The 14,253-nt window shown below is 64.3% G+C and carries 13 protein-coding genes and 1 rRNA gene; 10 read left to right on the top strand and 4 right to left on the bottom strand.

The annotated features are described in order from the left end of the window. From flhA to HZA32_12205, 9 genes are all read left to right on the top strand, one after another. Window positions 1-2,175, top strand: coding sequence for a flagellar biosynthesis protein FlhA (gene flhA, locus HZA32_12245; GenBank protein MBI5424843.1), 2,175 nt, complete (start codon window positions 1-3; stop codon window positions 2,173-2,175). A 7-nt stretch (window positions 2,176-2,182) separates the two neighbouring features. Beyond that, a complete protein-coding gene (locus HZA32_12240; GenBank protein ID MBI5424842.1) occupies window positions 2,183-3,331 on the top strand; it encodes a hypothetical protein in 1,149 nt (382 codons plus the stop codon). A 2-nt stretch (window positions 3,332-3,333) separates the two neighbouring features. Next, a complete protein-coding gene (locus HZA32_12235; GenBank protein ID MBI5424841.1) occupies window positions 3,334-3,585 on the top strand; it encodes a hypothetical protein in 252 nt (83 codons plus the stop codon). Then, window positions 3,582-4,388 carry a FliA/WhiG family RNA polymerase sigma factor gene (locus HZA32_12230; protein MBI5424840.1) on the top strand — a complete coding sequence of 269 codons (807 nt, stop codon included), beginning with the start codon at window positions 3,582-3,584 and terminating at the stop codon, window positions 4,386-4,388. Before HZA32_12235 ends, HZA32_12230 begins: the two co-directional genes overlap by 4 nt. Window positions 4,389-4,397: 9 nt before the next feature. After that, window positions 4,398-5,261 carry a flagellar motor stator protein MotA gene (motA, locus tag HZA32_12225; protein MBI5424839.1) on the top strand — a complete coding sequence of 288 codons (864 nt, stop codon included), beginning with the start codon at window positions 4,398-4,400 and terminating at the stop codon, window positions 5,259-5,261. A gap of 116 nt (window positions 5,262-5,377) precedes the next feature. After that, a complete protein-coding gene (locus tag HZA32_12220) occupies window positions 5,378-6,202 on the top strand; it encodes an OmpA family protein (protein ID MBI5424838.1) in 825 nt (274 codons plus the stop codon). Continuing rightward, window positions 6,199-6,417 carry a hypothetical protein gene (locus tag HZA32_12215; GenBank protein MBI5424837.1) on the top strand — a complete coding sequence of 73 codons (219 nt, stop codon included), beginning with the start codon at window positions 6,199-6,201 and terminating at the stop codon, window positions 6,415-6,417. Before HZA32_12220 ends, HZA32_12215 begins: the two co-directional genes overlap by 4 nt. A gap of 164 nt (window positions 6,418-6,581) precedes the next feature. Further along, on the top strand, window positions 6,582-7,019 hold the full coding sequence (locus HZA32_12210; protein ID MBI5424836.1) for an adenylyltransferase/cytidyltransferase family protein: 438 nt from the start codon (window positions 6,582-6,584) through the stop codon (window positions 7,017-7,019). 1,028 nt (window positions 7,020-8,047) lie between these two features. Next, the gene (locus HZA32_12205) at window positions 8,048-8,950 is read left to right on the top strand and encodes a 50S ribosomal protein L11 methyltransferase (GenBank protein MBI5424835.1); all 903 of its coding nucleotides are present in this window, start codon (window positions 8,048-8,050) and stop codon (window positions 8,948-8,950) included. A gap of 6 nt (window positions 8,951-8,956) precedes the next feature. Here the strand turns inward: HZA32_12205 and HZA32_12200 are convergent, their stop codons facing one another. The 4 genes from HZA32_12200 to accB form a co-directional block, all read right to left on the bottom strand. After that, the gene (locus HZA32_12200) at window positions 8,957-9,583 is read right to left on the bottom strand and encodes a chromophore lyase CpcT/CpeT (GenBank protein ID MBI5424834.1); all 627 of its coding nucleotides are present in this window, start codon (window positions 9,581-9,583) and stop codon (window positions 8,957-8,959) included. Window positions 9,584-9,588: 5 nt separating this feature from the next. Continuing rightward, entirely contained in the window at window positions 9,589-10,698 is a 1,110-nt protein-coding gene (locus HZA32_12195) for a hypothetical protein (protein ID MBI5424833.1), read from the bottom strand. Between the two features lie 57 nt (window positions 10,699-10,755). Continuing rightward, window positions 10,756-12,117 carry an acetyl-CoA carboxylase biotin carboxylase subunit gene (gene accC / locus HZA32_12190; GenBank protein ID MBI5424832.1) on the bottom strand — a complete coding sequence of 454 codons (1,362 nt, stop codon included), beginning with the start codon at window positions 12,115-12,117 and terminating at the stop codon, window positions 10,756-10,758. A gap of 64 nt (window positions 12,118-12,181) precedes the next feature. Continuing rightward, window positions 12,182-12,664, bottom strand: coding sequence for an acetyl-CoA carboxylase biotin carboxyl carrier protein (gene accB / locus HZA32_12185; GenBank protein MBI5424831.1), 483 nt, complete (start codon window positions 12,662-12,664; stop codon window positions 12,182-12,184). A 1,224-nt stretch (window positions 12,665-13,888) separates the two neighbouring features. Between accB and HZA32_12180 the strand changes: the two genes are divergently transcribed. Next, window positions 13,889-14,253 (top strand): 16S ribosomal RNA (locus HZA32_12180); the annotation flags it as partial.

Genomic DNA, 14,253 nt, shown 5'->3' with positions numbered 1-14,253 from the left:
ATGCCCGTCTCCTCCAACGCCCACATCGCCAAGCTGCTTCAGCGCGCTGACCTGCTGTTCACCGCCGCGCTGTTCGGCACGGTGCTGCTGCTGGTGCTGCCGATTCCGCCGTTCCTCATCGACCTCGCGCTGGCGCTAAACATCGGCCTCTCGCTGCTGGTGCTCCTCGCGATCGTCTACGTGAAGGATCCGCCGGAGTTCTCGGGCTTCCCGACGATGCTCCTCGTGCTGACGCTGTTCCGCCTCGCGCTGAACATCAGCTCAACCCGCCAGATCCTCGCGCACGGCTACGCGGGCGAGATCATCGAAGGGTTCGGCCACTTCGTCATCGGCGGCAACTACGTCGTCGGCGCCGTGGTGTTCATCATTCTCGTCGTGATCAACTTTGTGGTCATCACGAAGGGCGCGGGCCGCATCGCTGAAGTGAGCGCACGCTTCACGCTCGATGCGCTCCCCGGCAAGCAGATGGCCATCGATGCCGAACTGAACGCCGGCATCATCGACGAAGTCCAAGCCACCACTCGCCGCCTGAAGGTCCAAAAGGAAGCCGACTTCTACGGCGCGATGGACGGCGCCTCGAAGTTCGTGCGCGGCGACGCGATCGCCGGCATCCTCATCACTCTCGTCAACGTTCTCGGCGGTTTCGCGATCGGCGTGTTCCAAATGGGCATGTCGCTCGGCGAGTCGCTGCAGAAGTTCACGCTGCTCTCCATCGGTGACGGCCTCGTCTCGCAGATTCCCGCGCTGATCATCTCCATCGGTGCCGGTCTCTTGGTCACGCGCGCCTCGGACAACAACAACCTCGGCACGCAAGTCACCAGCCAGCTCTTCCGTTACCCGCGCGCCCTCGGCATCGCGGCCGGATGCATGGGCGTGTTCGCCCTCATGCCCGGCATGCCGACGCTGCCGTTCGCCAGCCTCGCGCTCCTCGCGGGCTTTATGGCCAAGACGCTCAAGGTTCTCGATGCCGACGGCACCGCCGTCACCTCGGGCGCTCCCGCTGTCGCCAAAGCCGGTAAGTCCGGCGTCTCCGGCAAACCGGGCGAAGCCGCCGCCGGCGCCTCCGGCGAATCCGTCTCGCCCGCGAAGTCCGAGGACGTCCGCAAGCTCATCGACGTCGACGTCTTCGCGATCGAGATCGGTTACGGACTTCTCCAACTCGCCGACGCCAAGGTCGGCGGCGACCTTCTCGCCCGCGTCACCGGCGTGCGCAAGGCGCTCGCTCGCGAGAAGGGCATCGTCGTCCCGCCGATTTCCGTCCGCGACAATCTCGAACTCGAGGCCAACGACTACCGCTTCCTCCTCCGCGGCAAGACGGTCGCGCGTGGCACGCTGATGCCCGGTCGCTTCATGGCGATGAACGTCACCGGCAGCACGGTGCGCCTCCGCGGCATGCCGACGCGCGAGCCGGTCTTCAACCTCGACGCCGTGTGGATCGACGAAGGCGAGCGCAAGACCGCCGAGTTGAACAGCTTCACGGTCGTCGATCCGTCGTCGGTTCTCATCACGCATCTTTCGGAGACGCTCAAGGCCAACGCCCATCACCTCCTCGGCCGCCAGGACGTGCAGGCGCTCGTCGACCACATCAAAGGCACGCACGCCGCGCTCATCGCCGAGCTCCTGCCGGACCTCGTCAACATGGGCATCATCCAGCGCGTGCTGCAGAATCTCCTCCGCGAGAACATCGCGATCCTCAATCTCCCGCTCATCCTCGAAGGCATCGCGGATTTCGCGCCGCTCTCGAAGAATCCCGACGACCTCAGCGAACTCGTCCGCCGCCGCCTCGGTCTGTATTTCGTCCCCGAGTTCGAGGCGAAACCCGGTTCGCTCAAAGCCCTCACGCTCGACCCGCGTCTCGAGCAAGTGCTCGCGACCAAAGTTCACCGTTCGCCCACCGATGTCGGCCTCGCGCTCGACCCGGCCACGGGCCGCCACCTCGTCGAGGAACTCAGCCGCCGCACGAACGAACTCACGCTCAAGGGCCTCCCCACCGTCCTCGTCGTCTCCACCGAGACACGCCTCCCGCTCAAGCGCTTCCTCGAACCGTCGTTCCCGCGCCTCACGGTCCTCGCGTTCCAGGAGCTCCCGTCGTCCACCGAGATCGACAACGCCGGCATCGTCACCGCTCCCGCGCACCTCCTCGCCCGCAACGACAACCTGAAGGCCGCCGCCTGATCCCGCCATGTCCACCGCGCCCCAATCTTCCGCCGCTTCCTGCTACCGCTTCGTGGTGAAAAACGCCGACGAAGCCGCGCGCGTCATCCGCGAGCAACTCGGCGAAAACGCCCGCGTGCTCTCCGTCCGCAACGTCGAGAGCGGCGGCATGCTCGGCCTGTTCTCCTCTCCGAAACTCGAAGTCATCGCGCAAATCCTCGCGCCCGAGCCGGCTCCGGCGCCCGCGCCCGAAGTCGTCGCCGAGCCGAAAGCCGTCCTCAGCGAACTCGGCGCGGCCAACGAAGCCGTCTCCGCCGGCCGCGTGCGCGCGCCGCGCTCGATGATCCGCGCGCCGAAGATGACCCTGCCCGAGCTGCTCCGCCGCTCCGGTTTCTCCGAGTCTCTGCTCGCCCGCCTCGAACGCGCCCCCGAATGGCGCCGCCTCGAGGAGTTGCCGCTGCACCGCGCGCTGGTCGAGACCGGCAACCATCTCCGCGATCTCGCCGCGCAACGCGCAACCCGCGCGCCGCTCAGCCGCGCGGCGTTCCTCGGCACGCCCGGTGTCGGTCGCACGACGGCGCTCTGCAAATGGCTTTCCGCGGAAGTTTTCCGCCGCGCCCGCATCGGGCACGTCGTCACCGCGGAGTTCGATCGTCCGAATTCGCCCGGCCAGCTGCCGGTGTTCTGCGAGGCGCTCGGCGTGCCGCTCGCGCATTTCCCCGCGTCGACCGAGCCGGCGACGGAGGGCGGTTTCGTTTACTTCGACCTGCCCGGCCTGTCGCTGCGCAATCCGAGCGAGAACGCCTCGATCGCTCGCTTCCTCGACACCGAGAAGATCACCGAGCGCGTGCTCGTGTTGAACGCCGCCTACGATCACTCGACGCTGCGCTCGGCTTACGCCGCCGGCCGCGATCTCGGTGCGACGCATGTTGTCTTCACGCACCTCGACGAAGTTTCCCAGTGGGGCCGCCTGTGGGATTACCTGCTCGATGGCGACCTCGAGCCGCTGTTCCTCGCCACCGGTCCGTCGCTCACGAGCGATCTCGAGGTGGACGCCGCCGACGCCGTCGCGCGCCGCACCATGCCGGTCGCGGAGACCACCGTGCAGCCCGAACCCGCGGACATCGACGACGAGGACGAAGTCGCCGCTGCCACCGCCCTCAACACCGCCGCCTGATCATGCGCTACGTCTTTCTTCTCGGAGGTCTGCTGGGGTTCGCGCTCGCCGCGGGCACCGCTCTCTACATGGGCCGCGGGCCCGACCGAATTTTCTTCGATGGCGCCGTGGGCTGTCTCATCGGCGCTCTCCTCTTTCGCTGGCTGTGGAGCATCATGCTCGACGGCTTGCGTGAAACCATGGCCGCCCGGCAACGGGCCGCCGCCGCCGAGGTCGCCAAGACCAAGCCGGAACTCTCGCCCCTGAAGTCATGAAAAACGCCGCTGCAGCACTCGCACGCGGCATGGATGCCACACCCACCGCCCCTGCTACGGCCGCCTGGCGCGCCTACGCGGGGACTTCGGGCGCTGTCGATGAGAAGGATCTTATCGAGCGCTTCCTGCCGTTGGTCCGCAATGTCGTGGACCGCATCAAACTCACCCTCCCGCCGCACATCGACGCAGACGACCTCTACAGCGTCGGCGTCACCGGCCTCATCGCCGCCGTGCGCAAATACGATCCGGAGCAGGGCAACACCTTTGCCGGCTACGCCGCGATGCGCATCCGCGGCGCCGTCCTCGACGAGCTCCGTCGCATGGACTGGTGCCCGCGCCGCACGCGCGCCCGCGCCCGCAAGCTCAAGGAGGCGATCAACGAGCTCGAGCAAAAGCTCGGCCGCACCGCCACCGAGGACGAGATCTGCGAAGAGCTCGGCCTGAGCCACGTCGAATACGCCAAGTGGCTCGACGAATCGCGCCCGGTGACCTTCATCGCGCTCGACCAGCATGCCGAAGGCGAGGAGTCCGAAGGGGCCTCGTTGCACGAACTGCTGGCCGATGAACACGATACGACCGGCCGCGACACGCTCGAGAAACAGGAGCTGCTGCAACTTCTCACTCAACGGATGACGGAATTGCCCGATATCCAGAGGAAGATACTTGCCATGTATTATTTCGAAAACATGCGCCTGGCCGAAATCGCTGCCGTTTTCGGCCTGACGGAGTCGCGCATCTGCCAAATCCACTCGCAGACCATCCTCGGTCTGCGCGCCTTCCTCGGTCGCGCCCGCAACCGCTGACCGCCCCTCATGCTCGTCCTCATCGGAGCTGCCGTAGTTTTCGCGTCCACCCTGGGCGGTTTCATGATCGCGGGTGGCCAGCCCATGGTGCTGCTCCACTTGTCGGAGTTCGTCGTCATCCTTGGCGTGGCGGCGGGCGTGTTGATCATCGCCAGCCCGGGGCACGTGCTGAAGGAGATCATTCACAAGGTCCAGGGGACGATCAAAGGCAAGGCGCCCGGCAAGGAGGACTATTTCGAGCTGCTGAAGCTGCTCTACGAGCTGTTCATGACCGGCCGTAGAAACGGACTCATCGCGCTCGAAGAACACGTGATGGATCCGAGCAAGAGCTCGATTTTCCAGCGCTATCCGTCGCTCGCGAATCACCACGAGCGACTCCAGTTTCTCTGCAACGGCCTGAAGCCCGTCATCGACGGCAAAATCAAGCCCGACCAGCTCGAAAGCCTCATGTCCGCCGAACTCGCGGCGAAAAAAGAGGAGGCGGAGCATCCGGTGCACATCCTCTCGCTCGTCGGCGACTCGCTGCCCGGCATCGGCATCGTCGCGGCGGTGCTCGGCATCATCAACACGATGGCCGCGATCGCGGACGGCCCGGAGGTCGTCGGCGAACGCGTCGCCGCCGCGCTCACCGGCACGCTGCTCGGCATTTTCGTCGCCTACGGCTTCGTCAACCCGCTGGCCAACCGCATCAAGTTCAACGACGCCGCCGACCAGCTCGCCTTGAAGTGCATCATGCAGGCCGTGGCCGGCTTCGCGAAGGGCCTCGCGCCCCTCACCGCCGTCGAGATCGCGCGCCGTTCTCTCGACAGCAACGTCCAACCCGGCGCCGACGAGCTCGAAGCCGCGGTGAAGAGCCTCGGCACGGGCAAATAAACCGAAGTGGAAAGTAACAAGTTCCAAGTTCCCAGAGCCGCTCTCCCGACGCCGCCGTGCGCCGGTTTTTCCGGCTCTTGTCACTTGTCCCTTGTCACTGGGGACTTCTCCTAACCATGGCAGCCGGCGGCGGAGGTGGTGCATGGAAAGTGGCCTACGCGGACTTCGTGACCGCGATGATGGCGCTTTTCATGGTCCTGTGGATCTCGGCCCAGGACAAAAAAATCCTCATCGCCACCTCGAAGTATTTCCAGAACCCGTTCAGTTCCCCGATGGAGGACCACTCGGGCATCATGCCTTTCAACAAGGACAATCAGCAGCAGTCCTCCGAGGGAAAGAAGGACGACGAAAGCGCGGGCAAGGAAAAGCCCACCGACAAGGACAAGCAGATCCAGCTGAGCTTCCTCAATTCCGTCGCCGCCGATTTCTACCGACTGCTCCACCTCGACGAAAATCTCGACCAGAAGCCGATCGACGTGCAGGTGACCTCCGACGGCCTGCGCCTGACGCTCTTCGATCGCGCCAAGCATCCGCTTTTCGAGGGCGATTCGCCCGAATTCACCGAATGGGGCCGGTTCGTGATGCAAAGCATCGCCTGGACGATCGACCGTCATCAATTCCGCGTCACGATCGACGGCCACACGAAATCGGGGCTGGAGATGAAGAAGGAGGACTACGGCCTTTGGGAACTCTCCTCCGATCGCGCCAATGCCGCGCGCCGCGCGCTCGTGCACTACGCCGTGGAGGAGAAATTGATCGAGCGAGTGACCGGCTACGCCGACACGCGCCCGCTCGATGGCCAGCCGCCCACTGCGGACGCGAACCAGCGCATTACGCTCAGCCTGACGCTGACCGCGAAGAACCGCTCCGCCAAGCTCGCCGAACTTCGCGGCCTCGGCACCTCCGGCCGCGGCGGAGAGGCCGCCTCGACTCATCCATGAAACCTTTCCTCCTCGGCAAAAAACCACTCGATACCCAGCCCCTGCGCAGCCCGCAAAAGCAGCACGCGCATGGCGAGCAGGGACTCGTGCGCGCCGCGCCCAGCGGACCGCACGTCGAAGCGGTGAAGGAAGGCGACAAGATCACGCGCCTCATCGTCACGTGCTCCTGCGGAGAGAAAATCGAGATCGATTGCCTGTATCCGGCCGGCAGCTGAGCGGTGAACGCGTCCGTCGCGGCGGTCCCAGCCGGCTCGGCCGGCATAGTTGAGTTTACTTCCGCGGCGCGGCCGTGTGTGCTCGTGGCGTGAGTTCGCCCGCCGATCAACTGCCGAACCCCAAGCTGTTCTCCCTCGCCGGAGCTGTTGCCCTGCGCGATCAGTTGCGCGCGGCCGGCAAACGCGTGGTGTTGACCAACGGCGTGTTCGACCTGCTGCACACGGGGCACCTTTTCTATCTCCAGCAGGCGCGGGCGCGCGGCGATGCGCTCTTCATCGCGCTGAATGCCGACGCCAGCGTGAAGCAACTGAAGGGCCCGCTGCGTCCGGTGCAGACCGAGACCGAGCGCGCCTACGCGCTGGCGGCGCTCGCGTGCGTCAACGCGGTGGTGGTTTTTCGCGAGAAGAGGCTGACGGCGGAAATCCGCGCGTTGCGGCCGGACGTCTACGTGAAGGCGGGCGACTACACGCTCGAGAAACTCGATCCCGACGAGCGCGGGGCGCTGCAGGCGTGCGGCGCGCAGATCGAGTTCCTGCCTTTCCTCGCGGGCTTCAGCACCACGGCGCTGATCGCGAAGATCAAGGCGGCGGGGGAAGTCTGAGCCTTTTCTGTTTTTCTGTAGCCGGGCTCGCTGAGCCCGGTCGGCGCCTCTTCCCGCGGGAAAGCCCCTTTCCGGGGTCAGCGCCCCGACTACATTATTTTTGAAAATGCGTTAGGGCACCGGCAGCAGGCGCGACGGTCACCGTTGTCTTGCCGGGCCGGTGGCGGACGAGGCCCAGGTCGAGCGAGTCGCCGGGCTGGCGCGAGAAGCAATTTTCCGAGTTCGGGGCCCATCGCCATCCCGGCGGAGAATTCAGAGACGGGCCGATCGTTGGTGCTAACGAGCTCGTCTCCCGGCTGCACATCGAGCTCGGAGACGAAAGAGTGCTGCTGGATCGTGCGAAGAAGATACGGGCGACTTGGTGGATTTTCTTGTCGAAGGAGATGCGCAGGGCGAAGCCGAAGCTGAGCGCGGGGCCGCATGAAATTAGCGTTGTGCAGGAGCGGCGCTTTCCGCCTCCATTTGGGACGATGCGTATCGTGATTCTTGGCTCGGGTCGGGGAAGCAACGCGGAAGCCATTCTGCAGGCGCAGCGCGCGGGCCGGCTCGGCCGCGCGCAGGTCGTGCACATCTTTTCCGACAAACCGGAGGCGGGCATCCTCGCGCTCGGGTCGCGCTTCGGCGTGCCGGCGACGTTCGTCGACCCCGCGCCGTTCAAGACGAAGCTCGAGGGCGCAGGCGAGGAGCGATTCATCGCCGCCGTGCGGGCGTGTGCGCCGGATTTGGTGGTGCTTGCGGGGTTCATGCGCGTGCTGAAGCCGGGTTTTCTCAACGCGTTTGCCGGGAAGATCATCAATCTGCACCCGAGTTTGCTGCCGGCGTTCCCGGGGCTCGACGGCATTGGCCAGGCGTTGCGCGCCGGCGTGACTGAGACCGGTTGCACGGTGCATCACGTGACCATCGAAGTCGACGGCGGCGAAATCATCGCGCAGGCGCGCGTGCCGATCGTGCCGGGGGAAACGCTCGAGACGCTGGCGGAAAAAGTGCACGCGGCGGAGCACCAGCTGTTGCCGGCCGTGATCGCGCGGATGAGCGACAAGGCGGCGGCGCCTGCGAAGCCGGCGGTGCATGAGTTCAAGATCGAGGTGGCGCTCGGCGCGGTGCCGGAGATCGAGGACTTGCTCGCGGAGCGCGAGGAGCAGCGGCTGATGGTGCTCGAGGACAAGCCGAGCGCCCGGGCGTGGCTGACGGGGTATTTCGACTCGCGGGCGCAGGCGGAGGAGAGCTGGAAGGCTTTCGCGGCCGTGTTGGGAAGCGACTGGTTGCGCGGCGAACCGGAAGTGCGCGAGTTGCCTGATGCCGATTGGAAGGACAGCTACAAGGCGCACTTCAAGGCGTCGGCTTTCGGTCCGTTGCACTGGGTGCCGGTCTGGGAGCGCGAGACGTTCCGGTTGCCGGCGGGTGAGAAGGTGCTGTGGCTCGACCCGGGCATGGCGTTCGGCACGGGGAATCACGAGACGACGCGGCTCGTGGCGGAGCGATTGGTGGCGTTCGCGGCGGAAAAGGGCACGTCGGTGCGCGTGATCGATGCGGGTTGCGGCTCGGGCATCCTCGCGCTGTCGGCGGCGTTGCTGGGTTTTCGCGAAGTCAGCGGTTTCGACAACGACCCGGAGGCGATTCGGGTCAGCGAGGAGAATGCGGCGCTGAATCAGTTGAGCGGGCGCGTGGAGTTTTTCGTGGGCGATCTCACGAGCGGCTGGGAAAATGCTCCGGCGGGGTTGGTGATGGCCAACATCCAAGCGGATGTGCTGGTGCGCTTCACGGGCGAGTTGCTCGGTGCGGTGGCGCCCGGCGGCTGGCTGGTGCTCAGCGGAATCCTCGAGCGCGAGTTGGCGGACGTGCGGGCGGCTTTTGCGGCGGCGGCGCCGAGCTGGCGCGTGGATGCGCGCGTGATGGGCGAATGGAGCGACCTGCTGCTCGTGCGGCCGTGAGGCGGCTCAGGGCGCGACGACGCGCTTGAAAACGTAGCCGCCGGCGGCGGAGCCCCAGACTTGGCGGCCAGCGGCGTTGAAGCCGCGTTCCCACCAGATTATTTTGTCGGAAGTTAAAGTGGCCTCGGTGGTTGCGTGGGTCGCGCCACGAAGGTCGCTGGTGCAACCTTCGCCTTGCGTGCTGCCGACGAACGAACCGTCGGGCATGGCGCGGAAAAAGACGGTGCAGCCCTCGTTGAACGCGAGGCGAGTGGGAGTGAGGTCGGAGAGCGGCACGGACTTCCGCCATGCGCCGGTGGCCTTGATGGGGTCGTCCAGCGTGAAAATGCGAGTCTCGAGGGCGTCGTCGCGGGAGAGGGCGAGTTGGTAGACGCGCTGGCGGTAGGGTTGGTCGGGGGCGTCGGCGAGGGCTTGCTCGAGGTAGATCCACGGTCCGTCGGCGCGGTCGGTCCAAATGCGGACGGCGTGCAGCGTGGTGTTGCGGTAGTTCTTGTCCGCGAGGGATTGATCGGCCGACGAAAACGTCCCCGTGAGGAGTGTCGCGAGGCGCTCGAGGGCGAGCGTGGCGGCGGTATCGCCGGCGAACAGCGGCGCGGCGATGAGTGCGGCGGTGGCGAAGAGGAGCTTGCGCATGGCGGTCAGAGGAAGCGCCAGACAGCGTGGAGGGCGGTGAGGTTGCCGAGAATCAGCAACGGCCAAAAGCGGCGTCCGGCGGGCAGGAGGAGGTTGAAGGCGATCGTGAGCGGCAGCACGGCGCGGCAGGCCGCCCAATAGCCGGTCCAGACCCACGGACCGAGGAAGAGGAGCAGGACGCTGTAGGCGGCTCCGATGCGCCACCACGGGCTTTCCGGCGCGCGGTGGCGCCAGATCACGGCGGCTTGAAGGGCAAGGCCGAGGATGCCGAGGACGGCGAAGGTGTGGCGCGAGTCGAAGTTGCCGGCGATGATTGCGCGCACGGAGGCGGCAAGTTGCGCGGCGGCGCCGACGACGGGCCAGGTGAAATTGCCGCTGCCGGTCGTGACCGGGGTGGCCGGGAAGCGGTGCGCGACGTAGGCCGCCCAGAGAACGATGGGGAGCGCGCAGGCGGCGAGGGCAAGGACGCGCTGGCGGCTCAGGCGGGGCCAGCTGAGGAGGGCGAGCGAGGCGAGGAGGTTGGTTTCCTTCGTCAAGTTGCCGAGAGTGAGCGCCAGAGTGGTGCGGGCGGGTGCGGCGCCCCGGGATTGGCGGACGGCGAGCAGCAGGAAGAGCAGGGCAGGGAGGTCGACTAGGGATTGGCGAACGCTGTCCAGGACGCCGAGCGACAGCACGCAGGCGAGCCAGCGGGCGGTGCCGACGGGGGAAAGGTCGTCGATTTCGCGCCGCAGGAGCCACGCGAATCCGAGCCAGCAGGCGACGTTGAGGAGGGCGAAGGCATTCAGGACCAGCCAGGGACGTCCGAAGCCGGCGCAATGGGCCAGAAACGGCCCTAGAATGCGTCTGGCGCGGTAGGCGGGAGCGTCGAGGGCCGTGTCGAGGTTCGGATCGCGGAGCGTGGGGGAAAGGGCGATTTGGGCGTAGAATTGGCCGTCGTAGCCGGTCGAGGAGGGCGTCACGGCGATGGGCAGCGGTTGCGCGGCGGGCACGCGGCGGGTTGCCCACGGTTCGCCGAAGCGCAGGAGCGACGTGAAACCGGTGGCGCGGTCATATTTCGCCGCGACGAGCAGGGCGAAAACGAGGAGCGTGAGCCAGAAAACGGCGGAGCGAGGCATGAAAAAACCGCGTCGGGTGGACGCGGTTTGAAGCGGGAATCGGTCGATTTGGCGAACTCAGAAGAGATCGGGCGGCGTGCGGGCCATAAAGTCTTCCATGTAGGCGGTGGTGGCCTTGCCTTCGATGAAGGTAGGGTCGCTCATGATCGCCTTGTGGAGGGGAATCGTGGTCTTGATGCCGCGGACGAGGTATTCGGAGAGGGCGCGGTAGGAGCGCTGGAGGGCGACTTTGCGCGTCTCGCCGAAGCAGATGAGTTTGCCGATCATCGAGTCGTAATACGGCGGGATGGCGTAGCCGCTGTAGACGTGGGAGTCGACGCGGACGCCGTTGCCGCCGGGCGCGTAGTAGAGCGAGATGGTGCCGGGGGACGGTGCGAAGTTCCGGGCGGGATCCTCGGCGTTAATGCGGCACTCGATGGCGTGCTTGGTCCACTTGATGTCGCCTTGGTCGAAATCGAGCTTTTCGCCGTTGGCGACGCGGATCTGCTGCTTGATCAGGTCGATGCCGGTCACTTCCTCGGTGACGGGGTGTTCGACTTGGATGCGCGTGTTCATCTCGATGAAGTAGAAATTGCCCTTCGGATCGACGAGGAACTCGATGGTGCCGGCGTTCTGGTATTCGGCGGACTCGGCGGCGCGCACGGCGGCCTTGCCCATTTTCTTGCGCAGATCGGCGTTTAGGAAGGGCGAGGGTGCCTCCTCGATGAGCTTTTGGTGGCGGCGCTGCACCGAACAGTCGCGCTCGCCGAGGTGCAGGACCTTGCCGTGGCTGTCGGCGAGGATCTGGAACTCGATGTGGCGCGGGTTCTGGATGTATTTCTCGATGTAAACGGCGCCATTGCCGAAGGCCTTCTCGGCCTCGGCGCGCGCGACGTGGTATTCCTTGGCGAAGGAGACGTCGTTGTGCGCGATGCGCATGCCGCGGCCGCCGCCACCCGCGACGGCCTTGATGATGACCGGATAGCCGATCTTGCGGGCGATCTTGACCGCTTCGGTCTCGGACTCGACCGGGCCGTCCGAGCCAGGCACGGTCGGGACGCCGGCTTTGCGGACGGTGTCCTTCGCAATCGCCTTGTCGCCCATGATGCGGATGCTCTTGGACTTAGGTCCGATGAACTTGATGTTGCAGGATTCACACTGCTCGGCGAATTTTGCGTTCTCGGACAGGAATCCGTAGCCCGGGTGGATCGCGTCGACGTCGGCGATCTCGGCCGCGCTGATGATGCGGTCGGCGCGCAGATAGCTGTCCGAACTCTTCGGGCCACCGATGCAGATGGCCTCGTCGGCGAGTTGGACGTGCAGCGACTGGACGTCGGCCTCGGAATAGACCGCGAGCGTCTTGATGCCGAGTTCGCGGCAGGCGCGAATCACGCGAAGGGCGATTTCACCGCGGTTGGCGATGAGGACCTTTTGAATCATTGGAGGGGCGGAAAAAATGAAGCCGGACAGGACTCTGCCCGGCTGGTGATCAGAGAAGGCGCGCTTAGCTGGCCTTCACCTTGTAGAGGCGCTGCCCGTATTCGACGGGTTGGCCGTTCTCGACCAGCACCTCGACGATGGTGCCCTTCACTTCGGCTTGGATCTCGTTCATGATCTTCATCGCTTCGATGATGCAGACCACGGACTTTTCTTCGATCTTGCTGTTCGCATCGACGAACGGCGGGCTGTCGGGGGAAGGCGAACGATAGAACGTGCCGACCATCGGCGACTTCACATAAGCGAAGCCGACCTCGTCGCCCCCCGCGGTGGACGGAGCGGCGGCGGGCGCCACCGGAGCCTTGGGGGCCTCGGGCGCGGTCGCCACCGGGAACGGGTGGGCGGAGTAACCCGCGGCACCGCCCACAAGGACGGGCTCACCGGAGTTGCGCTTAATCTTAATCTTGAAGCCCTGCTCCTCGACTTCGAACTCGGTAAGATCCGAGCGCTTCATGAGGTCGATGATTAGCTTAATCTGTTTTAGGTCCAAGCGTGTGCCTTGGTTGAGTTAGGTCGGCTATCGTTAGTTGCCGATACCGGACGGGCGTTCAAAAGTAGTTTACGGCACCTGACAACGACTTTGTTTCCATGAGGCGCCTGGATTGTGAAATACGGTAAAATTGTTGCTTATGTTATTCGTTCGAATGCAATGCGCCAGCGGATATCGTGGCTCTGAGAAGACCGCTTCCCGGGAAAAACGGGCAGAACCCAGTCAGGTTGTATGGCGATCGCATGCTAACGGACGCGCCTACATCCGTTTGCGGCCACTATCGGTTCTTATAAAACTCCAGTTCAAGATTGAGCCCGATCGGGCGTCCTGAAGCGCGTTGCACGGCTCAACCACTGACAGCCCACGAGCCCACCGCTATCGCCCCAGCCACTCCAGTCGCATAGGCGGTTTGGCGACCGGAATTGTTAAAAGGGAATCGCAAGGGGTCGTCGGATTCATCGCATTCCAACCGCCTCCCACCGCGGGATCCGAAGGTTTCGGGTAGCCTCCCGATCTCTCCACGAATGGCGGCGAGACGGCCCCCTCTCCCTGCCACCAGGATCCTGGCGCAAACGCGAAAGCGTGCGGCGACGCTCGGAGCGCCCTGACTCCGCGGTCGCACACTAGTCGTGGCGGTCTCGGTTGCGGACGGTTTCGCAGAGTCTGTCTCGGACAAGTTTCGCGTGCGATACCCCACGCCGCGTCAGCGCTCCACCAAGGCTGGGGCATGATCGTATCACTATTTTAGATACGACAAATTGGCCGCTGCCGTTCGATGCGCCGCGTTCGGTGTTTTGCAGATTTAGCTGCGAAAAAATACATTGCAAAATGTTATATGCTAGTATTTTATGATGTCATTAGAAGAAGTTTTATAAAATGGGCTTGATCGTCGAGTGGCCGTTTGCATGGTTTGCCGTCCCTTCGGCGCCAATCGCTTCGAACTTCGAGGTGAGACGGTCCGAGGGGCCGAGAGATCGGCCTCGTTCTTTTCAGCAAATTTTTCGAAAAATCTTCGGAAATGTGTTGACGAACGGGAAGCCGAATGTCTTCTTGGAAACCTTTCCCCTGAAAAGGAAGCGGTTCTTTGAAATTTACTTTGTGCGATTGATTGGGACCCCCAATCAAATTATTCCAAGACGCGGGATTCACCTCCCGTGTTTGGAGGAACAACGTAAGTTGTTTCTCTTTAGTAGTTCATGAATCACTAGGATTCGTGACTCTCTGATTTTTTCGGAGAGTTTGATCCTGGCTCAGAATGAACGCTGGCGGCGTGGTTAAGACATGCAAGTCGAACGGGACAGGCTGTGTAGCAATACATAGTTTGTTCAGTGGCGAACGGGTGCGTAACACGTGAACAATCTACCATTGAGTGTGGAATAGCTCGCCGAAAGGCGAATTAATACCGCATGTGGTTGTCTCTCGCATGAGAGACATACTAAAGTCAGGGACCGCAAGGCCTGACGCTAGATGAGGAGTTCGCGGCCTATCAGCTAGTTGGCGAGGTAACGGCTCACCAAGGCTAAGACGGGTAGCTGATCTGAGAGGATGATCAGCCACACTGGAACTGAGACACGGTCCAGACACCTACG

It is taken from the genome of Opitutia bacterium, assembly GCA_016217545.1.
Lineage (GTDB): Bacteria > Verrucomicrobiota > Verrucomicrobiia > Opitutales > Opitutaceae > Didemnitutus.
Note: the sequence above shows the minus strand (reverse complement) of the source record. Positions and strands in the feature narration are given on the sequence as shown.